Source organism: Novosphingobium soli, assembly GCF_042432915.1.
Classification (GTDB): Bacteria; Pseudomonadota; Alphaproteobacteria; order Sphingomonadales; family Sphingomonadaceae; genus Novosphingobium; species Novosphingobium soli.
Map to the genome: position 1 here is coordinate 98,054 of NZ_JBHLWK010000013.1, position 20,038 is coordinate 118,091.

At 68.5% G+C, this 20,038-nt stretch carries 21 protein-coding genes; 11 read left to right on the top strand and 10 right to left on the bottom strand.

Annotation, left to right across the window (positions count from 1 at the left end; all coding sequences use genetic code 11):
* Positions 1 to 2 precede the first annotated feature (2 nt).
* The 4 genes from ACFFJC_RS11015 to ACFFJC_RS11030 all read left to right on the top strand — a co-directional run bounded on the left by ACFFJC_RS11015 (position 3) and on the right by ACFFJC_RS11030 (position 4,261).
* Entirely contained in the window at positions 3 to 1,721 is a 1,719-nt protein-coding gene (locus tag ACFFJC_RS11015) for a pilus assembly protein TadG-related protein (protein WP_379487556.1), read from the top strand.
* The gene (locus ACFFJC_RS11020) at positions 1,718 to 2,332 is read left to right on the top strand and encodes a TadE/TadG family type IV pilus assembly protein (protein ID WP_379487557.1); all 615 of its coding nucleotides are present in this window, start codon (positions 1,718 to 1,720) and stop codon (positions 2,330 to 2,332) included. Before ACFFJC_RS11015 ends, ACFFJC_RS11020 begins: the two co-directional genes overlap by 4 nt.
* Positions 2,323 to 2,982: a TadE/TadG family type IV pilus assembly protein gene (locus tag ACFFJC_RS11025; protein ID WP_379487558.1), complete on the top strand. Its 660-nt coding sequence runs from the start codon at positions 2,323 to 2,325 to the stop codon at positions 2,980 to 2,982. The genes ACFFJC_RS11020 and ACFFJC_RS11025 overlap by 10 nt, the downstream gene beginning before the upstream one ends.
* 121 nt (positions 2,983 to 3,103) lie before the next feature.
* Positions 3,104 to 4,261: an isovaleryl-CoA dehydrogenase gene (locus ACFFJC_RS11030; protein WP_379487559.1), complete on the top strand. Its 1,158-nt coding sequence runs from the start codon at positions 3,104 to 3,106 to the stop codon at positions 4,259 to 4,261.
* A gap of 34 nt (positions 4,262 to 4,295) precedes the next feature.
* Here ACFFJC_RS11030 and ACFFJC_RS11035 read toward each other — a convergent pair whose 3' ends face one another.
* Complete coding sequence (locus ACFFJC_RS11035) at positions 4,296 to 6,134, bottom strand: NmrA family NAD(P)-binding protein (RefSeq protein ID WP_379487560.1); 1,839 nt, start codon at positions 6,132 to 6,134, stop codon at positions 4,296 to 4,298.
* A 211-nt stretch (positions 6,135 to 6,345) separates the two neighbouring features.
* On the opposite strand from ACFFJC_RS11035, the gene ACFFJC_RS11040 reads away from it, so the two are divergent.
* Together ACFFJC_RS11040 and ACFFJC_RS11045 are read left to right on the top strand one after the other, a co-directional pair.
* Entirely contained in the window at positions 6,346 to 7,572 is a 1,227-nt protein-coding gene (locus ACFFJC_RS11040) for a cytochrome P450 (protein ID WP_379487561.1), read from the top strand.
* Between the two features lie 15 nt (positions 7,573 to 7,587).
* A complete protein-coding gene (locus ACFFJC_RS11045; RefSeq protein WP_379487562.1) occupies positions 7,588 to 7,908 on the top strand; it encodes a 2Fe-2S iron-sulfur cluster-binding protein in 321 nt (106 codons plus the stop codon).
* Between the two features lie 10 nt (positions 7,909 to 7,918).
* On the opposite strand, the gene ACFFJC_RS11050 is transcribed toward ACFFJC_RS11045, so the two are convergent.
* The 4 genes from ACFFJC_RS11050 to ACFFJC_RS11065 all read right to left on the bottom strand — a co-directional run bounded on the left by ACFFJC_RS11050 (position 7,919) and on the right by ACFFJC_RS11065 (position 10,501).
* Complete coding sequence (locus ACFFJC_RS11050) at positions 7,919 to 8,557, bottom strand: ATP-binding cassette domain-containing protein (protein WP_379487563.1); 639 nt, start codon at positions 8,555 to 8,557, stop codon at positions 7,919 to 7,921.
* Positions 8,547 to 9,248 (bottom strand): molybdate ABC transporter permease subunit, encoded by a 702-nt coding sequence (modB, locus tag ACFFJC_RS11055; protein WP_379487564.1) that lies wholly within the window; start codon positions 9,246 to 9,248, stop codon positions 8,547 to 8,549. Before modB ends, ACFFJC_RS11050 begins: the two co-directional genes overlap by 11 nt.
* Positions 9,249 to 9,254: 6 nt before the next feature.
* Positions 9,255 to 10,028 carry a molybdate ABC transporter substrate-binding protein gene (gene modA / locus ACFFJC_RS11060; RefSeq protein WP_379487565.1) on the bottom strand — a complete coding sequence of 258 codons (774 nt, stop codon included), beginning with the start codon at positions 10,026 to 10,028 and terminating at the stop codon, positions 9,255 to 9,257.
* Positions 10,029 to 10,120: 92 nt separating this feature from the next.
* The gene (locus tag ACFFJC_RS11065) at positions 10,121 to 10,501 is read right to left on the bottom strand and encodes a winged helix-turn-helix domain-containing protein (RefSeq protein WP_379487566.1); all 381 of its coding nucleotides are present in this window, start codon (positions 10,499 to 10,501) and stop codon (positions 10,121 to 10,123) included.
* A gap of 509 nt (positions 10,502 to 11,010) precedes the next feature.
* Here ACFFJC_RS11065 and ACFFJC_RS11070 point away from each other — a divergent pair.
* Positions 11,011 to 11,208, top strand: coding sequence for a hypothetical protein (locus tag ACFFJC_RS11070; RefSeq protein ID WP_379487567.1), 198 nt, complete (start codon positions 11,011 to 11,013; stop codon positions 11,206 to 11,208).
* Between the two features lie 244 nt (positions 11,209 to 11,452).
* Entirely contained in the window at positions 11,453 to 12,235 is a 783-nt protein-coding gene (locus ACFFJC_RS11075; RefSeq protein WP_379487568.1) for a tyrosine-protein phosphatase, read from the top strand.
* A gap of 49 nt (positions 12,236 to 12,284) precedes the next feature.
* Here the strand turns inward: ACFFJC_RS11075 and ACFFJC_RS11080 are convergent, their stop codons facing one another.
* On the bottom strand, positions 12,285 to 13,160 hold the full coding sequence (locus ACFFJC_RS11080) for an alpha/beta fold hydrolase (protein ID WP_379487569.1): 876 nt from the start codon (positions 13,158 to 13,160) through the stop codon (positions 12,285 to 12,287).
* A gap of 158 nt (positions 13,161 to 13,318) precedes the next feature.
* On the opposite strand from ACFFJC_RS11080, the gene trxB reads away from it, so the two are divergent.
* Entirely contained in the window at positions 13,319 to 14,290 is a 972-nt protein-coding gene (gene trxB, locus ACFFJC_RS11085) for a thioredoxin-disulfide reductase (protein ID WP_379487570.1), read from the top strand.
* A 42-nt stretch (positions 14,291 to 14,332) separates the two neighbouring features.
* On the opposite strand, the gene ACFFJC_RS11090 is transcribed toward trxB, so the two are convergent.
* From ACFFJC_RS11090 to ACFFJC_RS11105, 4 genes are read right to left on the bottom strand one after another with little or no spacing between them, the layout of a single operon-like run.
* Complete coding sequence (locus ACFFJC_RS11090) at positions 14,333 to 15,112, bottom strand: hydrolase 1, exosortase A system-associated (RefSeq protein ID WP_379487571.1); 780 nt, start codon at positions 15,110 to 15,112, stop codon at positions 14,333 to 14,335.
* Positions 15,109 to 15,783: an alpha/beta hydrolase family protein gene (locus tag ACFFJC_RS11095; protein WP_379487572.1), complete on the bottom strand. Its 675-nt coding sequence runs from the start codon at positions 15,781 to 15,783 to the stop codon at positions 15,109 to 15,111. The genes ACFFJC_RS11090 and ACFFJC_RS11095 overlap by 4 nt, the downstream gene beginning before the upstream one ends.
* A gap of 10 nt (positions 15,784 to 15,793) precedes the next feature.
* The gene (locus ACFFJC_RS11100) at positions 15,794 to 16,054 is read right to left on the bottom strand and encodes an acyl carrier protein (protein ID WP_379487573.1); all 261 of its coding nucleotides are present in this window, start codon (positions 16,052 to 16,054) and stop codon (positions 15,794 to 15,796) included.
* Between the two features lie 36 nt (positions 16,055 to 16,090).
* Positions 16,091 to 17,101 (bottom strand): GNAT family N-acetyltransferase, encoded by a 1,011-nt coding sequence (locus ACFFJC_RS11105; protein WP_379487574.1) that lies wholly within the window; start codon positions 17,099 to 17,101, stop codon positions 16,091 to 16,093.
* Between the two features lie 44 nt (positions 17,102 to 17,145).
* Between ACFFJC_RS11105 and ACFFJC_RS11110 the strand changes: the two genes are divergently transcribed.
* Positions 17,146 to 18,684: an acyl-CoA ligase (AMP-forming), exosortase A system-associated gene (locus ACFFJC_RS11110; RefSeq protein ID WP_379487754.1), complete on the top strand. Its 1,539-nt coding sequence runs from the start codon at positions 17,146 to 17,148 to the stop codon at positions 18,682 to 18,684.
* Complete coding sequence (locus tag ACFFJC_RS11115; RefSeq protein ID WP_379487575.1) at positions 18,681 to 19,907, top strand: pyridoxal-dependent decarboxylase, exosortase A system-associated; 1,227 nt, start codon at positions 18,681 to 18,683, stop codon at positions 19,905 to 19,907. The genes ACFFJC_RS11110 and ACFFJC_RS11115 overlap by 4 nt, the downstream gene beginning before the upstream one ends.
* Positions 19,908 to 20,038: the final 131 nt, after the last annotated feature.

Below are 20,038 nucleotides of genomic sequence, written 5' to 3' on the forward strand. Positions count from 1 at the left end.
ATGTGCTGCCTATCGCCGCGATCGGCGTGCTCGTGGCCGTGATCGTGGTCGGCTCAGCGGTCGATCTCAGCCGGAGCTACCTCGCGCGCCAGCAGATTCAGGCAGCCTGCGATGCCGCGGTCCTGGCCGGGCGCAGGACGGTGACGAGCAACGGCTTCGACACGGCTGCGCAAAACGCCGCGGGCAACTATTTCCAGGCGAACTTCAGCGACGATACGCAGGGCACGCACGGGACGGGTTTCGACGCCAGCTCTCCCGACGACGGCAATACCGTGGTGGGGACGGCCCGCACGGTGGTGGACACGCTGCTCATGCGCGTCTTCGGACACGATTCCACGACCATCACCGTGACCTGCGCCAGCTCGATGGGCGTGGGCAATGCCGACGTGATGATGGTGCTCGACACCACGGGCTCGATGAACTCCACGCTCTCCCGCTCGCAGACCCGCATCCAGGCGCTGCGCGCGGCGATGAAGAATTTCTACGCGACGATGACGAGCGCCACCGCCAGCACCAACGCCCGGATCCGCTACGGCTTCGTTCCCTACAGCTCCTCGGTCAACGTCGGCAGGCTGCTGATGGATCTCGATCCCAGCTACATCGTGGACCGGCGCACTTATCAATCGCGGCAGTACAAGGTGGACACCTCCAGCAGCACGACCAGCAGCTGGGAGCAGGGCAGCAAAAGCTACAGCACCGAAAATGCCTGCAACAGCGCCAAGCTGGCGAACGAGACGGACTACAAAGACTACGGCAGCGGCAGTAACAAGACGCAGCGCATGTACGAATACAAGTGCCAGAAGGTTTCGACCGGCCGTTTCTCCAGCGCCTGGTTCATCTTCTCGCGATATAGCGAGCGCCGCTACGAATACGTCTATGGACCGGTCGAGTGGCCGACGAGTGTCTACAAGACCTTCGCTGCCACCACCACGCCGACCGGCGACTACGGCGCAAACGTGAGTTCGACCTGGAGCGGCTGCATCATCGAGCGCAGCACGGTGGCGCAGGCCACCTTCAGCTATTCCTCGCTCACCGGGATCAGCCCCAAGGAAGCCTACGACCTCGATATCGATTCGCCGCCCGAAAGTTCCAGCGACGCCACCAAGTGGGCACCGCTGTGGCCGGAGGTCGCCTTCCGCCGATGGGATGACAATGGCTACACCCGCTCGACGACCCGGGACGGCGACACGGCCCCTTCGCCGTGCCCGACGCGGGCGCGCGTGCTGAGCGAGATGTCGGAGAGCGAGTTCAACGCCGTCGCCAACTCGCTTGTCCCGGATGGCAACACCTATCTCGACATCGGGATGATCTGGGGCGGCCGCATGATCTCCCCGGACGGCATCTTCTCCGAGGTCGTGAACGAGGAGCCCGACAACGGCGGCGAGGTGTCCCGGCACATCATCTTCATGACCGACGGCGTGATGGAGCCCAACAACATCATCCAGCAGGCCTGGGGCATGGAGTTCTGGGATCGCCGGGTCACCAGCGACGGGTCCTCAGGCGACGCGGCGCGCCATACCTCGCGCTTCCTCGCGTCGTGCGAGGCGATCAAGAACAAGGGCATCCGCGTTTGGGTTGTCGCCTTCACCTCGGGCCTCAGCAACGACCTGAAGACCTGCGCCTCCGACAGCAGCTCGTTCACGGCCAACAGCGCCAAGGAGCTCAACACCGCCTTCCAGGAGATCGCAAAGCAGGTGGGCGAGCTTCGGGTAATCGAATGACCCGCGCTTGCGCCATCACACGCCTGGCAGGCTTGTGGCGCCGGCTTCGCCGTGAGCGGCGCGCCGTCACTGCGGTCGAATTCGCCGTGGCGGCCCCGGTCCTCCTCGTTCTCCTGCTCGGGATCTACGACATGGGCCACACAGCCTATCTGGGCGCCGTGCTCCACGGTGCGGTGCAGCAGGCGGGTCGCAGCGACGCGCTGGAGACCTCCGACACCGCCGCGGCCGACGCCTACGTGACCCGCATCGTGCGCGGGGTGGCGCCCGGCGCCAAAGTCACCGCCACGCGGGTGAGCTACTACGACTTTGCCGACGTGGAGCGCTCCGAGGCCTGGAACGACAACAACAACAACGGCATCTGCGACAAGGGCGAGAGCTATACGGACGAGAACAAGAACGGCCACTGGGACGAGGACATCGGCAAGAGCGGCAACGGCGGGGCCAACGACGTCGTGCTCTATACTGTCAAGGTGACCTACAAGCCGGTGTTCTCGGTTCCGTTCACGACGCTCACCGACGGCGAGCGCACCATGACCGCCAGCGCGGTCAAGAAGAACCAGCCCTACGCGCTGCAGCAGAAGTACGGTTCGGCGGCAGGGACATGCCCGTGAGTCCCGGCCACTCCTCGCGCATTTCGGCGTTCCTTCGGGGACTTTGGGCGGATCGCCAAGGTGTGTCGTTCCTGGAGTTCGCGCTGATCCTGCCGATCCTGCTGACGCTCGGCTTCTATGGCACCGAGCTGGCCTATATGGCGACGGTCAACATGCAGCTGGGGCAGATCGCCACCTCGATCGCCGACAACGCCTCGCGACTGGGGCAGACCGACAACAGCTCGGTCACGCCCACCGTGACGGAGAAGCAGATCGACTCGATGCTGGCGGGTGCGCTGATCGAGGGGCAGGGCTTCGACTTCGAGGAGAACGGGCGCGTGATCCTCTCCAGCCTGGAGCGCAGTTCCACGGGTCGCCAGTACATCCACTGGCAGCGATGCCGGGGCAAGCTCGCGGCGTCCTCTCGCTACGGTGCCGAACTCGCCGGTCTCACCGGAAGCACGCTTGCCGGCATGGGTGCTACCTCGCTCAAGGCCCCCGCCAACTCTGCAGTCATGTTCGTCGAGGTGTACTACACCTATCAGCCGTTGTTCGGGTCCATGTTCGTCGGTACGCCGTCGTTCCGCCGAGAGGCCGCCTTCATGATCCGCGACGACCGGAACCTGACTCCCGGGGTGACGGGCGGCAGCGGCAAGTCGCTTTGCAAGTGATCTGCCGCCCGCCCGGTTGAGACACAAAGATCGCCTGCGCTGTAACAATCCGTCTTCGCGTCGCATCGATATTGCTCTAGAGCTTGCCCGAGAGAGGCCGGCCACGAGAAAGGGACAACCCATGCGCGCCACACCCCCGTTCGACTTCGCGCTTGGCGAGAATGCCGACATGATCCGCGAAACGGTTTCCCGCTTCGCCGACCAGCGCATCGCGCCGCTCGCCGCGCGCATCGATGCGGAGGACTGGTTCCCCCGCGAACTTTGGCCGGAGATGGGGCAGCTCGGGCTTCACGGCATCACCGTGGAAGAAGACTTCGGCGGCATCGGAATGGGCTATCTCGAGCATGTCATCGCCGTCGAGGAGGTGAGCCGCGCTTCGGCTTCGGTGGGGTTGTCCTACGGGGCGCACTCTAACCTGTGCGTGAACCAGATCCGGCGGTGGGGGACCGAGGAGCAGAAGGCGAAGTACCTGCCGCCGCTGATCTCGGGTGAGCACGTCGGCAGCCTGGCCATGTCGGAGGCCGGCGCCGGCTCGGACGTGGTCGGCATGAAGCTGCGCGCCCGGGAGGAAACCGGCGGCTTCCGGCTCGACGGAACCAAGTTCTGGATCACCAACGGCACTTATGCGGACACGCTGGTTGTCTATGCCAAGACCGGTGAGGGATCGAAGGGGATCACCGCCTTCCTGATCGAGAAGGGGATGCCCGGATTCGCGATCGGCCAGAAGATCGACAAGATGGGGATGCGCGGCTCGCCCACCTGCGAACTCGTGTTCGAGGATTGCTTCGTGCCGCTGGAAAACGTGATGGGCCCCCTGCACGGCGGCGTCGGCGTGCTGATGAGCGGCCTTGACTACGAACGCGTGGTGCTCGCCGGACTTCAGCTCGGGATCATGCAGGCCTGCCTCGACACCGTCATCCCCTATGTCCGTGAGCGCCGGCAGTTCGGCAAGCCGATCGGCACCTTCCAGCTCATGCAGGCGAAGGTCGCGGACATGTACGTCGCTCTCCAGTCGGCGCGCGCCTACGTCTATGCCGTCGCACGCGCCTGCGATGCTGGGCAGACCACGCGCTTCGACGCGGCAGGCGCGATCCTGCTGGCGAGCGAAAGCGCCTTTCGCGTCGCGGGGGAGGCCGTGCAGGCCCTCGGCGGCGCGGGATACACGCGCGACTGGCCGGTCGAGCGCTACCTGCGCGACGCCAAGCTTCTCGACATCGGCGCCGGCACCAACGAGATCCGCCGCATGCTCATCGGCCGCGAGCTGATCGGCGCAGGGTGATTGGCGCGGCGTGATCGGCGCGGCGTGATCGGCGTCAGGCCGCGCCGAGGCTGCGCCTGACGTAGTCCTCGAAGCGCGCCGGCTCGCGTCCGAGCAGCCAGCGCAGGACGTTGCCGTTGCCGCGTCCGCCGGTGCGGACCTGCCACGCGCTCAATCGCTCCCACCCCTCGATCACGCTCGAATAGGCATGACCGCGCTCGCCAAGGCGCGTGCGCAGTTGCGTGAGAGGCAGCTCCCCGGCCGTCACCGGGCCGCCGCTGGCGGAGGCGATCAGCCCGGCGATCTCGGCGGTGCTCAGCGCCTCATCGCTGGCGATGTCGTAAGTGGCGTAGGCGTGGCCCTTCTCGAACACGATCTTGGCGATCACTTCGGCAAGGTCGGCCAGGTCGACATGGCCTTGGGGCATGCCCGCCGGGGCCGGCAGGGCGAGCGCTCCTTGCAAAACTACGCCGGCGACGTCGACATTCTGCATGTAGCTTTGCGGACGCAGGATGGTCCATTCCAGCCCGGAGCCGGCAAGGTGGCCTTCCACGGCGAGCTTGGCGGCATGGCCGGGGACGCCGGGGGCCGAGGCTTGCAGGGCGGAGACGTAGATAAAGCGCTTCACCCCGGCGGCGACGGCGGCGTCGATCATGCCGGTGCCCATGGCGGCCTCGCGCGGGTGGAACGCCGGCGCGTAGTGGATGACCACATCGACACCGTTCACCGCTGCCGCACGGTCGATAGGGTTCTCCAGGTCTCCGATCAGGACGTCCACCACAAGGCGCAGACCGGTTCCGGTCTCGTCATTGCCGGGGACGACCTCGATCCCACGTGTGGTTCCGGTCTCATCGTTGCCGGGCACGACCTCGATCCCACGTGTGGTTCCGGTCTCGTCGTTGCCGGGCACGACCTCGATCGCGCGTGTGGTTCCGGTCTCGTCGTTGCCGGGCACGACCTCGATCCCACGTGTGGTTCCGGTCTCGTCGTTGCCGGGCACGACCTCGATCGCGCGTGTGGTTCCGGTCTCGTCGTTGCCGGGCACGACCTCGATCCCACGTGTGGTTCCGGTCTCGTCGTTGCCGGGCACGACCTCGATCGCGCGTGTGGTTCCGGTCTCGTCGTTGCCGGGCACGACCTCGATCCCACGTGTGGTTCCGGTCTCGTCGTTGCCGGGCACGACCTCGATCGCGCGTGTGGTTCCGGTCTCGTCGTTGCCGGGCACGACCTCGATCCCACGTGTGGTTCCGGTCTCGTCGTTGCCGGGCACGACCTCGATCGCGCGTGTGGTTCCGGTCTCGTCGTTGCCGGGCACGACCTCGATCCCACGTGTGGTTCCGGTCTCGTCGTTGCCGGGCACGACCTCGATCGCGCGTGTGGTTCCGGTCTCGTCGTTGCCGGGCACGACCTCGATCCCACGTGTGGTTCCGGTCTCGTCGTTGCCGGGCACGACCTCGATCGCGCGTGTGGTTCCGGTCTCGTCGTTGCCGGGCACGACCTCGATCGCGCGTGTGGTTCCGGTCTCGTCGTTGCCGGGCACGACCTCGATCGCGCGTGTGGTTCCGGTCTCATCGTTGCCGGGCACGACCTCGATCCCACGTGTGGTTCCGGTCTCGTCATTGCCGGGGACGACTTCGATGGAACGCTGCGTACCGCCTGCGCCGGAAACGAGCGCGATCGTGCGCTTCGCGCCGGTCTCGTCGTTGCCCGGCACCACTTCGATGCCGCGGTGGGTGCCGGTTTCGTCATTGCCGGGAACGACCTCGATGGAGCGCGCACGTTGGTCGGGATAGCGGCACAGGCCACGGATGGCGATGTTCGGGTCGCGCCTGCGCAGCGCCTCCACCACATGGCTACCAGTCCTGCCTGTCGGCCCCACTACAAGAATGCGCATCCTACCCTCCCTGATCGCGCAACTTCCTTAGGCGCCACACTACGTCATGTTTACTGACAAGTCCCGTTAGAAGGGGTTCCCCACGCCAGGATCATTGCAGCACCGGTCAAAGCGGCAGCGGCCACGATGGGTTGGCAGTGGGCTCGAAAGTGATATACCTTGTATCACAAGCGGTGGGACGGCCGCGAGCCGAACTGCAGGAGAGGCATGGATGACGATGGCGGCACAGGAAGCGGCGGCGTCGGCAGCGCAAGGCGGGGCTTGCCCCGCCGGGCATGGGCGGGATGATCGCAAGAGCGCGCGCGTGGCGGAGGACAACCTCAAGCCGGCGCCCGGCTCGCATGTCGTCAGGTCCTTCGTGGCGGGGCGCGAGATCCTCCGCTCCTCGAAGGTGCGGCAGGCGGGCGCCAGCGCGGAGATGGTGGACCTCAGCCGGCCCAATGAGATATCCTTCTTCTTCCTCGACGGGGACCTGCACAGGAAGCGGCGCGCCGCGGTGGCGGGGCTGTTCGCGCCCAAGACGATCGTGACCCGCCACCAGGTGGTCATGAACCGCACTATGGACAGCATCGTCTCCAACCTCCAGTCGCGCGGCTCTGCGCCTCTCGACGAACTGAGCTGGCAGATGGCGGTCGACGTGGCGGCGGACATCGTCGGCCTGACCAACAGCGACAGCAACGCCAACCTTGCGCACCGGGTCAAGGCGGTGCTGGACTCCTCGGTTGCCCGTCGGCCGGGGCTGCTCAACGACCTCGTGTTCAAGGCGCGCATGCTGGTGCGTGTCGGCCGGTTCTGGAAGCACGACCTCGCACCCGCAGCGGCGGCGCGCCGAGCGGAGCCGCGCGATGACGTGATCTCCTACATGGTCAAGGAAAACTACTCGCGAAAAGGCATGATCATGGAGTGCCTCAGCTATGCCGGCGCGGGCATGATGACCACGCGCGAGTTCATCGTGATGGCCGCCTGGCACTTGTTCGAGAAGGCGGACCTGCGCGCGCGGTACCTGGCGGGCAGCCACGAGGACCAGTTCGCCATTCTCGAGGAGATTCTGCGGCTCGAACCGGTTGCTTCGATGCTTCACCGCCGGGCGGCCGAGCCGGTCGAAGGTATGCCCGGCACTGCGCTTGCCGAAGGAGAGACCGCCTGCATCTCGATCCGCGAGGCGAACGTGGACGAGGCGATCACCGGCCCCTGTCCCTTCGAGCTCGACCCGGATCGGGCCAGGCGCATGAAGGTGGTGGGGCCCTACATGAGCTTTGGCGACGGCCCGCACCGCTGCCCGGGGGCGCAGGTGGCCTTGCACGAGACCCGGATATTCCTCGATCGCTTGCTGCGGCTGCCCGGGATACGGCTCACGGCCGAGCCGAAGGTTTTGTGGAACCCCCAGATCCAGGGCTACGAACTGCGCGGCGCCGTCGTCGCCTGCGATCCGGCCTGATCGGCGGAGCACGGCATGGTGGGCATCACGTTCATCGCGGCAGACGGGGGCGAGACGCATATCGAGGCGACCAGCGGCCTCTCGCTGATGGAGAATGCCGTCGCCAACGGGGTGGATGCGATCGAGGCGATCTGCGGCGGCAATGCCTATTGCGGCACCTGCCGGGTCCACGTGGAGCCGAAGTGGCGCCCTGTCCTCGGAGGTGCGACCGAGATCGAGGAGCCGATGATCGAGGCCAGCGGCGACACGGATCCCGGAGTTCGCCTCTCCTGCCAGATCGTCGTGCGCACCGAACTCGACGGGCTGGTGGTGCGCACGCCCGAGAGCCAGAGTTAGGGGAGGGCGGTCATCCGCCGCTTGAGGCGCCGATCGGGATGATCGTGTCGGCAAGCCGATCCACCTCCGCCCGGTCATGGCTGACGTAGAGGATCGGCAGGCGCAGTTCGTCCCGGATCCGCTCGATCAGCCCGAGGATCTCGGCCCGGCGATCGGCATCGACCGACGCCAGCGGTTCGTCCATCAGCAGGAAGGCCGGGCTGGAGAGCAGCGCCCGGCCGATCGCCACGCGTTGCGCTTCGCCGCCCGAGAGAGTGGCCGGCATGCGGTCCAGCAGCGCGCCGATTCCGAGCAGGCCGAGCGCGTCGTCCCAGCCGAGCCAGCGATGCGCGGGGCTTGCGCGCCTGCGTCCGAACTGCAGGTTATCGCGCACCGTGCGGTGTGGAAAGAGGCGCAGATCCTGGAAAACGTAGCCGCAGCGGCGGCGCTCGGGAGGCAGGTCGATGCGCTCTTCGCGGTCGAACAGCACGGTTCCGGCGATCGCGATGCGGCCGCTGGATGGGCGTACCAGCCCGGCGATGGCGTCCAATAGCGTCGACTTACCGGCACCAGAAGGACCGAATAGCGCGGTCAGCCCCGGACCGGCCGCGAAGGCGTAGTCCAGCCTCAGTGCCCCGCGAATGAGCGTGACGGCAATGTCAAAGGACATGGCGACCCAGCTCCTGCCCGCTGCGCCGCGCCAGCCATTCCGAGAGCACCAGCGCCCCCAGCGAAAGCGCGATCGACAGCGCGGCCAGGCGCGCGACCTGCCCCTCGGCGCCCGGCACCTGCAGCGCGCTGTAGATGGCCAGCGGCAGGGTCTGCGTCTCGCCCGGGATGTTGGAGGCAAACGTGATGGTGGCGCCGAACTCGCCGATCGAGCGCGCCAGGCCCAGCACCAGGGCGGCCAGGACCCCGTTGGCAGAGAGCGGGAGAGTCACGCTGAAGAAGGTCCGCCAGGGCCCCGCGCCGAGGGTGCGCGCCGCGCTTTCCAGCCTTCGGTCGACACTCTCCAGCGACAGGCGCATGGCGCGCACCATCAGCGGCAGCGCCATGACAGCGGCCGCCAGCGCAGCACCGGTCCAGCGAAACAGGAACGTGATTCCAAGTGTGTCCGCGAAGAGGCGGCCCAGCGGGCCCTCGGTGCCGAACGCGAGCAGCAGCAGCCAGCCGGAGACGACCGGGGGCAGGACCAGCGGAAGATGGACCAGGGCATCGACGATCACACGCCCCGGAAAACGCCAGCGCGCCAGGAGCCAGGCCAGCGCGAAGGCCACCGGCAGGGCCGCGAGGATGGCGACCCCGCTGACCCTGAGGGATAGCAGCAGGATCTCCTGTTCGGTCGAAGAGAGCAGGGGCACGTCGTCCTACTTCGTCCCGAAGCCGAAGCGGCGGAACACGGCCTTGCCCGCGTCCGACACGAGGAAGCGGCGGAAGGCCTCGCCCTCGGGATTGCGCGAGGCGGCAAGGGTGGCGACGGGATAGCTGATCGGGTCGTGCGAGGCTGCGGGGAACACGCCGAGGATGCGCACGTTCCGGTCCGCCCGTGCGTCGGTGGCATAGACGATTCCCAGCGGTGCCGCGCCCCGGCTGACGAGGGCAAGCGCGGCGCGCACGTTTTCCGCCGGCGCCAGCTTGTCGCGTACCGAATTCCAGACCCCCAGCCGGGTCAGCGACTGCCTGGCGTAGATCCCCGCGGGGACGGCGGCGGGATCGGCCACCGCGAGCCGGCGACCGCCGAGCGTGCGCGCCAGCGGCATTGCGCGCCCCACCGTCAGCCGGATCGTGCTCTGGCGCGGCGCGATCAGGACCAGGGTGTTGCGCAGGAACGCCACGCGCGTGCCCTTGCGGAGCAGGCCCTTTGCCTGCACCGCGTCCATCCACGGCTCGTCGGCGGACACGAAGACGTCGGCCGCGGCGCCCGACTGGATCTGGCGCGCCAGCGCGGACGAGCCGGCGAAGGCGAGCCGGGGGCGGGGATGCCCGCGCGCCTTCCATGCGTCGGCCGCGGCGTTCATGGATTCCTGCAGGCTGGCGGCCGCGAGCACGAGCGGCGGGTGCCTGGCGGGAGCCGACCGGCCCGGCACCGGCACGAGTGCCAGCACGATGGTCGAAAAGAGCAGGGCAAGGCGCTGGCGCATGCGGGAGGAAGCTCCGGGAGAATACAGTATCGAAGAGTATATCGAACGGGGTGCATTGCAAGCGCCCGCCCGGGGCGGTCGCGTGGGTGGGATCAGTCCTTCTGACTGCTACGCGGCACGCTCCGCAGGCGCTTGGCGAGGGCGTCGTAATCGGCCCCGTGAGCGGCGCGGACGATGTCGTCCTGGAGAGTCCGGTAGTGGGCCAGGACTTGCTCCCCAAGCTCCGTCAGGCGCGCGCCGCTCGTCGCCGAGCGACCGGGAGAGGTCTGCACCAGAGGACCGTCCCAGCAGCGGTTCATGGTGTCCACCAGCAGCCACGCGCGCCGATAGCTCATGTCCATCGCGCGTCCGGCGGCGGAGATCGAGCCATGGCGCCGGATCGCCTCCAGCAGATCCGCCTTGCCGGGGCCGATCGCAATTTCATCTTCGCAATGGATCTGGATCTTGATCTTGAGGCGCGGCGGGGCTGGCATGTCCCGCAGCTTAGGAGCCTGCGCCCTCGGGGACAACCCCGTGACCTGGCGTCCCAGGCAGCGAATCGGAGCCACGCCACGAGGCTTCGAGCGATGCTGGCCGGGCGCAGGATGGGCTGGCCCGCGCGTGCCGTCCGGGAGCGGTGACGATCGGCTGACGTCAGTTGGTCCTATGCCGCCCTGCGGCAAAGAGGTGACTTCGCGAGATCGCAACGACGACCTAACTATCGGTTTCAGGACCCATCCGCGTCACTCCCGCAGTGCGGCACGGTGCTGCCTTTGCCGGGGGCGGACGCAACGATGTTGCGCCTAACGAGGCTGCAATCGAGTGTCTAAGGGCGTCGATTAAAATGATGTGATCCGAAACGGATATTCTGGAACATTAAGTTCGGCTCTGCTATGTAATTGCATAGCGGGTGAAGACGCCAACAGGTGCTTCTCCCGGGGGATTGATCAGGGCGAACGGCGCGAAAGCACCGGTGAAACGTTCCGACGATTGAGGATGCAGTATGAAGGTCGCAGACGACAACATCATCCGCTTTGAGCGCGGCATGGAGCGGGGCCATCTCGCCCGTATGCCCGCAGGCATGGTCTACGCCGCACAGCGCATGGGGAGCGGGGAAGAACATGACGGCCGCGGGCTGATCATCGCCATCCTGCTCTGCATGGCCTGTTGGGCTTGCCTGGGCTTCTTTCTCCTGACCTGAACGGGACGGCCTACGTCTTTCGGTTGTACGGTCTGCCAGGGTCTTCGCCGACGCGCCCAGCTCTCGTCCTGGGACGGCGCTGCCCCGTCTCTGCAGCGGCTCAGCCTGAACGGCGTCCAGTCCACCGCGCCTGCGTTCGTCTCGGGGGCGTTCGTCGTGGGGGCGTTCCCGATAACCCTGTCGCGATCGCGTGCGAAGGGGTAGTCCTTATGCGCCACATGGCGATAAGAGACTGGGAGCCCGCATGACCGATCGCGTCCTCGCCCTCCAGGGCGTCCACAACTTTCGTGACGCGGGCGGCTACGCCGTCGCCGGAGGCGGGCGCATCAGGCGCGGTACCGTGTGGCGGTCGGGCCAGCACCATGACGCCACCGATGCCGATCTGACGCGCATCGCGGACCTGGGGCTTGCGTCCGTGTTCGACCTGCGCACCTCGCGCGAGCGAGACCGCCATCCCTGCCGCCGGGCGCAGGGCTTCGTGGCAGAGGTGTTCTTCGCCAGCGACCCCGAGCTGCACCACGCGCCCCATGTCGCAGCTGCGCAGACCACGCGCCAGCGCACCGCGGAGGATACGCGCGAGAGCCTGGTGCGCAACTACGGCAGGATCTGCTTTCGCCCGGAGCTCCAGGCGATGATCCGCGCGTGGTTCGAACGCTTGGAGATGGGCGGGGGACCGAGCCTCGTCCACTGCATGGCCGGCAAGGATCGCACCGGCATAGCGGTGGCGATGCTGCATGCGGCTCTCGGCGTCCATCGCGACGACATCATGGCCGACTACCTGATGACCAACGACGCAGGCGACCCCGAGGCGCGCATCGCCTCGGGCGCGGCGACGATCCGGGCGATGACCGGGCCGCTGGAAGACGCCGTGCTGCGCGTGCTGATGGGCGTGGAGCCGGCCTATCTGGACAGCGCCTGGACCGCGATCGAGGAGCGGCACGGCGATGTCGACAGCTACCTGGAGCAGGCGCTCGGCGCAGACGCCGCCCGCCGCGACCGGCTGCGGGCGGCCCTGGTCGAAAGCTGAGGCCATCCCCTGCGCCGCCTCTGGCGCAGCATCGCGCGAACGTGGGCGTTCAGGCCAGGAAGGCGCGCACGTCATTCATGAAACGGTCGAACTGGTCGTGATGCAGCCAGTGGCCTGCATCGTCGTACTCGATCAGCCGGGCCGAGGGGAAATGCGCCAGGCGCCCGTCGCCAGAGGGGCTGGAGGCGAAGCTGTTTTTGCCCCACAGCAGCAGCATCGGACAGGTGATCGCCTCCCAAAGCGCCGTCACCTGGTCGGTCGGCAGGTCGGAGGCGGACCACACGTTCAGATAGTTGTCGAACTTCCAGCTCCAGGTGCCGTCCTCGTTGCGGCTCGCCCCGTGGATGGTGAGGTGGCGCGCCTGCTCGTCCGTCAGGAAGCTGTTCTCCTCCTTCATGCGCTGGTACGCGTCGCGCAAGGTGGGGTAATTGCGCACGTTGCGACCCGCGGCCTTGCGCTTGTCCTCGATCCACTGGCGCAGGCGAGGACCCGCCCCCTGAGCCTCCTGCTCACGCCGCATGGCCGGCGGAGGCCCGAGGCCCTCGATGTTCACGAACCGGGCCACGCGTTCGGGATAGAGGCCGGTGTAGCGGGTGGCGATGTTGCCGCCGAGCGAGTGGGCGATGATCGTCACCTGCTCCTTGCCCAAGGTATGCACCAGCTGCGCGAAATCGTAGACGAAGGCATCCATCCCGTAGTGCCCTTCGGGCGACCACTCGCTGTCGCCGTGGCCGCGCAGGTCGGGGCAGATGACGTGCCAATCGTGCCGCAGTTCCTCCGCCACCCAGTCCCAGCTGCGGCAGTGATCGCGTCCGCCGTGCTGCAGGATCAGGGGGGGCGCGTCCGGATTGCCCCAGTCGACGTAGTTGAGGCGCAGGCGCTGCGAGACGAAGCGGTTCGAGGTGGGGCCGAGCTGCGATTTCATGCCCATGGGATGGGGCGGGGCCCGCGCCAGGTCAATGCGCCCTGCGGACAGATCGGATTTGCGGGGATGAAATAAATGCTTGCAGCGCGGCGTGCTTGGCAAAGCGGGGGAGCAGGGCCTATCTCGCGCCTCGACGATTTCACGCTGGAGGCAATCACGTGGCTACCACGCACAAGACCCGCATGCTCATCATCGGTTCCGGTCCGGCCGGGCTGTCGGCCGCGATCTACGGTGCGCGCGCGGGGATGGAGCCGATCGTGGTGCAAGGGCTGCAGCCCGGCGGCCAGCTCACCATCACCACCGACGTCGAGAACTACCCGGGCTTCCGCGAGGTCATCCAGGGCCCCTGGCTGATGCAGGAAATGCAGGCCCAGGCCGAGCATGTGGGCACCCGCATGATGTGGGACACGATCACCTCCGTGGACCTCACCGGCGACGTGTTCGTGGCGCAGGGCGATTCCGGGGACACCTATGAAGGCGACACGCTGGTCATCGCCACCGGCGCACAGGCGAAGTGGCTGGGCGTGCCCGGCGAGCAGGAGCTGTCCGGCAAGGGCGTCTCCGCCTGCGCGACCTGCGACGGGTTCTTCTATCGCGGCAAGAAGGTGGTGGTGATCGGCGGCGGCAACACCGCGGTGGAAGAGGCGCTCTATCTGACCAACCACGCGACCGAGGTGGTGCTGATCCATCGCCGGGACTCGCTGCGGGCGGAGAAGATCCTGCAGGACCGCCTGTTCGCGCACCCCAAGATCACGACCTTGTGGAACAAGCGGATCGACCGCTTCCTGGCCGGTGCGGACGGCCAGCTGCGCGCCCTGGCCCTGATCGACACGGAGACGGGCGAGCAGGGTGAGATCCTTACCGATGGCGCCTTCGTTGCGATCGGCCACGCGCCCGCGACCGAGCTGTTCAAGGGCAAGCTGGCGATGGACGAGACCGGCTACCTCATCGTCGAGCCCGGCACGCCGAAAACCGACATCCCCGGCGTGTTCGCCGCGGGCGACGTGTCCGACCATGTCTACCGCCAGGCGATCACGGCGGCGGGCACCGGGTGCATGGCCGCGCTCGACGCGGAGCGCTACCTGGCCGCCAAGCACTTCGCCGGCGTGACGGAGACGGTGCAGTACTGAGGTCGGGGCGCGGGATGGCGGGCCGCTGAGCGGCCCGCCGCCTCAGGTGGAGGACAGCGCCTCCAGCATTTGCGCTGCCAGCCATTCCTGCGCCTCCGGCTCGACGTAGCTGTGGGTGGCTTCGGCAAAGCTGCGGATGCGCGCGTCATGCCGCGGCCAGCGCGCCAGAAAGGTCTGCCCGGTGCGGTCGCGTCCGGCGACGAGGATGCGCACGGGGCCGCGGAAGTGGGCGATTCCCGCCGCGATCTCCGCCGCCAGCCCGTGCATCGCGTGCGGGGCAGGGCGGGCAGCCGCGGCCAGGCTGCGGGCCAGCTTCGTGAACGACACGCGCCCCGTCAGCAGGCGGCCGATGGCGGCCGGGTCGGCCAGGCGCCGGCGGTAATGGCTGCGCACCACTGCAGACGGAGCCGCGGCGCTCTCGTCCTCAAGCGTCCAAGGGTTCGAGAGCACCAGCGCGTCGAGCCCGGCGCCCTTCGCCAGCATCAGAGAACTGGCCGCATCGCAGTTGCCGAAGCCGACGATCCGCTCCACCTGCGGGCAGTGCGCGCGCAGGGCGTTCCTGGCGGCCGCTATGTCTGCGGCGCTGCCCCTAAAGCCGCGGTTCGCGCCTTCGCTGTCGCCCACGCCGCGCCGGTCGAAGCGCAGCACGGGATGGCCCGCCTCGGCGACCCGGGCGGCGAGGAGGGACTGTCCGTTCCAGGCGCCGGCGCGCACTTCGTTGCCGCCCGAGACCACCAGCAGCGCCGTGCGGCCGCTCGCCGTGTCCAGCGTGCCGACGAGCCGGTCGCCCGCGCAGTCGAACGTGAGGTGCCGACGGGTCACGCCGCGATCTCCTGGGCCACGATGGCGGCGAGGGCGCTGGCCTGGTCGGCATTCTCGTCGGGCTCGGCCCGCAGCCACAGGCCGGCGCCGCCGACCTGCTCCTGCGCGACGAGCTTTGCGCCCCCTGCGGGCGCCATGGCCTCGAAGTGCCGATAGAAATCGGCGCCGAGCCGGTAGCCGGCCAGGACGATGCCGCGGGCCAACGCCGCCTCGGCGAGGTGTTCGCGCGATTCCGTGCGCCCCGCCTCCCGCGATGCGAGGATGCGCGCGCGCACCATCTGCCGCAGGATCGCGGCCGCCTTGACCGGCGCATAGTGGATGGCGGGCAAGCGCGCGGGCGTGAACAGGCAGCCCCCGCGGAGGCCCAGCGCGTGCGTGGCGGCGTAGTGCCGGGCGGCCGCGGCCGTCGCGTCGAGCCAGTCGGCGGGATCCTGCAGCTCCAGCCGCTGGAGGCTTTCGTTGCAGCCGGGCAGGTCGGGCAGGAAGCTGTCGATGCCCCGGGCATCCAGGCGGCGCATCACCTCGACGGTGAAGCGGCGCATGCGATTGCCCTCGTCGAAGAGGGCCGGGACGATCAGCAGGCGCACCGGGCGTCCGGCATCGAACGTCAGCGCCATTTCGTCGCGGATGCCGCCGCCGGGGAGCGGGCAGGGCCAGCTCGACGGGGTCATCCGCGGCCCATCAGGCGGCGCGCTTGGCCTCGACGAAGCTGCGCAGGCCGCCATAGGTCTCGAGCATCTCGCCCTCGATCTCGTCGTCGTCGATGACGATGTCCAGCCGGTCCTCCAGTTCGGTGAGGAGACCGGCCACCGCCATCGAGTCCAGCTCCGGCAGGTGCCCGAAGAGCCCGGTCCCGGCGTCGAAGGCATCGGCCTGACCCGGCTTGAGCCCGAGCACATCCGTCAGGATGCGGCGCAGCAGCAGGTCGGTGTCGTCTGGCATGGCCCCTCGGCGATCGTTGTTCTGGACGCGCGGCCTCTAGCGGCGCTTCGCAGCCGCGGCAAGGCTGCGCAGAGCCGCGCGGGCGAGCATGCCCCAGTTGCGCGGCGCCAGCGGGCGGACCATCTGGAGGCGATATCGCGGGCGGCTGGCTTCCATCCAGTCGCGCTTGTAGCCGTCATCGCCGGTACCGAAATCCACCTCCTCCACGCCGTCCTGCTCGATCACATGGCGCATCAGCGCCGCGGTCAAGACCGAACCGGGGGACAGCGCCGTGTCCGCCTCGCGGTGGGCGAGCTTGTGAATGTAGGCGGTGCCCGACTCCACGGTCCAGAGCTGCGCGGCGATTGCCGGGCCATCCGGCTCGCCGGACTTGTGCGCGATCCCCAGTCGCAGCCGCCCCGCCGCGCCTTCCGCCTCGGCGAAGGCACGCAGGAACGCCGGCGCTCCTTCCTGCGGCTTCCAGCTCTGGGCGTAGATCTCCTCATAGTCGGCCCAGGCCGCCGCATCGAACCGCGTGAGCACGCGCGTGGAAACCTTGCCCGCCTTGCGCTTGAGCGTCGTGCGCAGCGTGCCGGGGCGGGCGTCCAGGTAATCGTCCCAGCGACGCCCGCCGACCGTGAGGTAGTGATTGGTGTCGCACCGCGTCCGGCGGACCAGCCACCCGGCACGGCGGAACGCGGCCTCCAGCGCGGTGGCGCTGCCCTCCTCGTCCGGAACGCCGGCGAGTGTGATCCGATGGGAGCGGCTGCGCAGCGCCGCGGCGATCGGCTCCAGCAAGGCGGGGCGAGAGAACAGCGGACGCCAGCGGAACGTGTACCAATTCGCCAGCGAGCGCAGGTGCCCGCGCGGTCCGCTGGCCTCAAGCGCCAGGATCGCATGCTCGCCGTCGGCCATGGCGCTGATGACCAGCGGGTCCAGTCCGCAGTGCGCGGCAAGGGCCTCGAACCAGGCCAGCCGGTCGAAGGGGCTCTGCTGGCGATCGTCGGAGAGCAGCCGCGCAAGCGTGTCATCCGATTGGACTTCCTTAAGACTGCGATGATAGGTCATCCGGACCTGTGAGCCACTCATACCTGCGGAGCCATTCCTTCGTCATGCCCGGCCTTGCCGCCAATCCCATCCTGCCGCTGGACCACCTGGCCCTGCGCGGGGACGACCACGACGACGCGCTGGTTCTGCGCGAAGGGGTGCTTAGCTGGAAGGACTTAAGAGAGCGTGTCTCCCGCCTCGCGGCGTGGCTGGTGCGGGAGGTGCCGCAGACCGGCGCCCGGATCGCGACCTGGGCCGCCAAGGGAGAGCTGACCTGCCTGATGCCGCTGGCAGCAGCGCGGGCGGGGCTCGTGCATGTTCCCGTCAATCCGCTGCTCAAGCATGCGCAGGTGGCCCACATCCTGGCGGACAGCGGTGCCGCGCTGCTGATCGGGACCGCAGCGCGGCTGAACACGCTTGAAGCCGTCGATGTTCCCGAAGGTTGCCGCTTGCTCGCGGAGGACGAGGCGCTCGCCGCGGCAGCCCGGCTGGACGGTGAACTCGGGCCGTCCGAAGCCGATCCGCACGAGCTTGCCGCCATCCTCTACACCAGCGGCTCGACCGGGCGGCCCAAGGGCGTGATGCTCAGCCACGCAAACATGGGGCTCGGCGCCGAAAGCGTCGCGGCGTACCTGGGCCTTGCGCGCGACGACCGGACGCTGGCCGTGCTGCCGCTTGCGTTCGACTACGGGCAGAACCAGCTCTTTTCCACGTGGCACGCCGGGGGCTGCGTGGTGCCGCTCGACTACCTCGTCCCGCGCGACCTGATGAAGGCGGTGGAGAAGCACCGGATCACCACGCTCGCCGCGGTCCCGCCGCTGTGGGTGCAGGTCTGCGAGCTGGACTGGCCCGCGGAGACGGCGGCGCGCCTGCGCCGGCTCACCAACAGTGGCGGCGCGCTCACCGTCGACCTTGTTCGCCGCCTGCGTGCCACCTTCCCGCAGGCGCGGCTCTTCGCGATGTACGGGCTGACCGAAGCCTTCCGCTCCACCTTCCTCGATCCCGACCTGATCGACAGCCATCCCACCTCGATGGGCACGGCCATTCCCCATGCCGAGATCCTGGTCGTCGACGATCGCGGCGAGGTCACGGCGGATGGCGAGGAGGGGGAACTGGTCCACTGCGGCCCGCTGGTGGGGCAAGGATACTGGCAGGACGAACAGCGCACGGCCGAACGCTACCGACCGGCGCCCGCGGCCTCGCGGTACGGTGGCACGGCCGTGTGGTCCGGCGACCGGGTGCGGCGCGAGGCCGGCGGGTTGCTCTACTTCCTAGGGCGGCGCGACGCGATGATCAAGAGCGCGGGCAACCGCATTTCGCCGCAGGAGATCGAAGAGGCCGCGCTGGCGACCGGGCTCGTCGCCGAGGCGGTGGCCCTGGGGCTGCCCGACGTGCGACTGGGGCAGGCCGTCCACCTCGTCGTGAGGGCGGCGCCGTCCGCCACCGACCCCGCTGCGGAGCTGCCGCGCAAGCTGATGCAGGAGCTGCCGAATTTCATGCAGCCCAAGGCCATCCACTGGCGCGAGGCGATGCCGGTCGGGCCGAACGGCAAGCTCGACCGCGCAGGCCTTGCCGCCGAGCTTGCCGCGGAGTTCGCGGCATGAAGGCGCTGGGTCCGGTCCCGGCGGGCTACGGGTCGCTCGGCGGGGTCCTCGCCGTGGGCGGACGCGCGGTGACCGAGTGGGTGGAGGAGGCGGGCGGCACGCCGCTGTTCCTCTACAGCGCCGACCACGTCCGCCGCCGCGTGGCCGAATTGCGGGCGGCGCTACCCGGGCGCGTGGCGCTGCACTATGCGGTGAAGGCCAATCCCTTCGTTCCGCTGCTTGGCCTGATGGGCACGCTGGTGGACGGGTTCGACATCGCCTCGGGCGGGGAACTCGCCACCGTGCGCGAGGCTGGTTTGCCGCTCGACCGCGTCAGCTTCGCCGGCCCCGGCAAGCGGGACGCGGAGCTGGAGGCGGCGATCGTGGCGGGCGTGACGCTCAACCTGGAATCGGAAGGCGAGGCCCGGCGCGCACTAGCCGTAGCGGAGCGCCTTGGGATACGCCCCCGCCTGGCGATCCGGGTCAATCCGGAATTCGATCTCAAGGGATCGGGCATGAAGATGGGCGGCGGGGCCAAGCCTTTCGGCGTGGATGCCGACCGGGTGCCCGCCCTGGCGCGGGCCGTCATCGGGGCAGGGGCGGACTGGCGCGGTTTCCACATCTTCGCCGGGAGCCAGGCCCTCGATGCCGCGGCCATCGCGGATACGCAGGCGCAGGCACTGGCCCTCGCAGCGCGTCTGGCTGAGGAGAGCGGGGCCCCATTGCCGCACTGCAATCTCGGCGGCGGGCTGGGCATTCCCTACTTCCCCGGCGATGCGCCGGTCGATCTGAAGGAGGTCGGAGCGCGGCTGGCCGAGCGGCTGGAGACGTTGCCCGATGCGCTGCAAGGGACGGCGTTCTGCATCGAGCTCGGTCGCTATCTCGTGGGCGAGGCCGGGGTCTACCTGGCCCGCATCGTCGATCGCAAGGTGAGCCACGGCGAGGTCTTCCTCGTGACCGACGGCGGCCTTCACCACCAGCTTGCGGCGTCGGGCAACTTCGGCACCGTGGTGCGGCGCAATTATCCCTCCGCCATCGCGACGCGCTTCGACGCGCCGGTGGAGGAAGAGGCCTCGATCGTCGGATGCCTCTGCACCCCGCTGGACAAGCTGGCCGACAAGGGCGGCTTTCCGCGCTCCGAAGAAGGGGACCTCGTGGCCGTGTTCTGCGCGGGAGCCTATGGTGCCAGCGCCAGCCCGGCGAACTTCCTGGGGCAGGGGCCCGCGGCGGAGATGCTCGTCTGACGCGGGCTTAAGAGCTGGTGCGTCAGGCGTCCCGATATGGGACCGCCCGCCGATTGCCTCGACAAGACTAACGCATTGTTCACCCTTCGAGCCAATATAGGCGCTTGGTTTTGCCAAGGCCCGGTGGTGCG

Excerpts from the sequence above, each read along its gene's own strand:
- ACFFJC_RS11105 (WP_379487574.1), bottom strand. The coding sequence starts at position 17,101 with ATGACCTATCATCGCAGTCTTAAGGAAGTCCAATCGGATGACACGCTT.
- ACFFJC_RS11035 (WP_379487560.1), bottom strand. The coding sequence starts at position 6,134 with ATGCGCATTCTTGTAGTGGGGCCGACAGGCAGGACTGGTAGCCATGTG.
- ACFFJC_RS11115 (WP_379487575.1), top strand. The coding sequence starts at position 18,681 with ATGAAGGCGCTGGGTCCGGTCCCGGCGGGCTACGGGTCGCTCGGCGGG.
- ACFFJC_RS11080 (WP_379487569.1), bottom strand. The coding sequence starts at position 13,160 with ATGAAATCGCAGCTCGGCCCCACCTCGAACCGCTTCGTCTCGCAGCGC.
- ACFFJC_RS11110 (WP_379487754.1), top strand. The coding sequence starts at position 17,146 with ATGCCCGGCCTTGCCGCCAATCCCATCCTGCCGCTGGACCACCTGGCC.
- ACFFJC_RS11100 (WP_379487573.1), bottom strand. The coding sequence starts at position 16,054 with ATGCCAGACGACACCGACCTGCTGCTGCGCCGCATCCTGACGGATGTG.
- ACFFJC_RS11070 (WP_379487567.1), top strand. The coding sequence starts at position 11,011 with ATGAAGGTCGCAGACGACAACATCATCCGCTTTGAGCGCGGCATGGAG.
- ACFFJC_RS11065 (WP_379487566.1), bottom strand. The coding sequence starts at position 10,501 with ATGCCAGCCCCGCCGCGCCTCAAGATCAAGATCCAGATCCATTGCGAA.
- modA (WP_379487565.1), bottom strand. The coding sequence starts at position 10,028 with ATGCGCCAGCGCCTTGCCCTGCTCTTTTCGACCATCGTGCTGGCACTC.
- ACFFJC_RS11075 (WP_379487568.1), top strand. The coding sequence starts at position 11,453 with ATGACCGATCGCGTCCTCGCCCTCCAGGGCGTCCACAACTTTCGTGAC.
- ACFFJC_RS11025 (WP_379487558.1), top strand. The coding sequence starts at position 2,323 with ATGCCCGTGAGTCCCGGCCACTCCTCGCGCATTTCGGCGTTCCTTCGG.
- ACFFJC_RS11030 (WP_379487559.1), top strand. The coding sequence starts at position 3,104 with ATGCGCGCCACACCCCCGTTCGACTTCGCGCTTGGCGAGAATGCCGAC.
- ACFFJC_RS11020 (WP_379487557.1), top strand. The coding sequence starts at position 1,718 with ATGACCCGCGCTTGCGCCATCACACGCCTGGCAGGCTTGTGGCGCCGG.
- ACFFJC_RS11050 (WP_379487563.1), bottom strand. The coding sequence starts at position 8,557 with ATGTCCTTTGACATTGCCGTCACGCTCATTCGCGGGGCACTGAGGCTG.
- ACFFJC_RS11045 (WP_379487562.1), top strand. The coding sequence starts at position 7,588 with ATGGTGGGCATCACGTTCATCGCGGCAGACGGGGGCGAGACGCATATC.
- ACFFJC_RS11040 (WP_379487561.1), top strand. The coding sequence starts at position 6,346 with ATGACGATGGCGGCACAGGAAGCGGCGGCGTCGGCAGCGCAAGGCGGG.
- ACFFJC_RS11095 (WP_379487572.1), bottom strand. The coding sequence starts at position 15,783 with ATGACCCCGTCGAGCTGGCCCTGCCCGCTCCCCGGCGGCGGCATCCGC.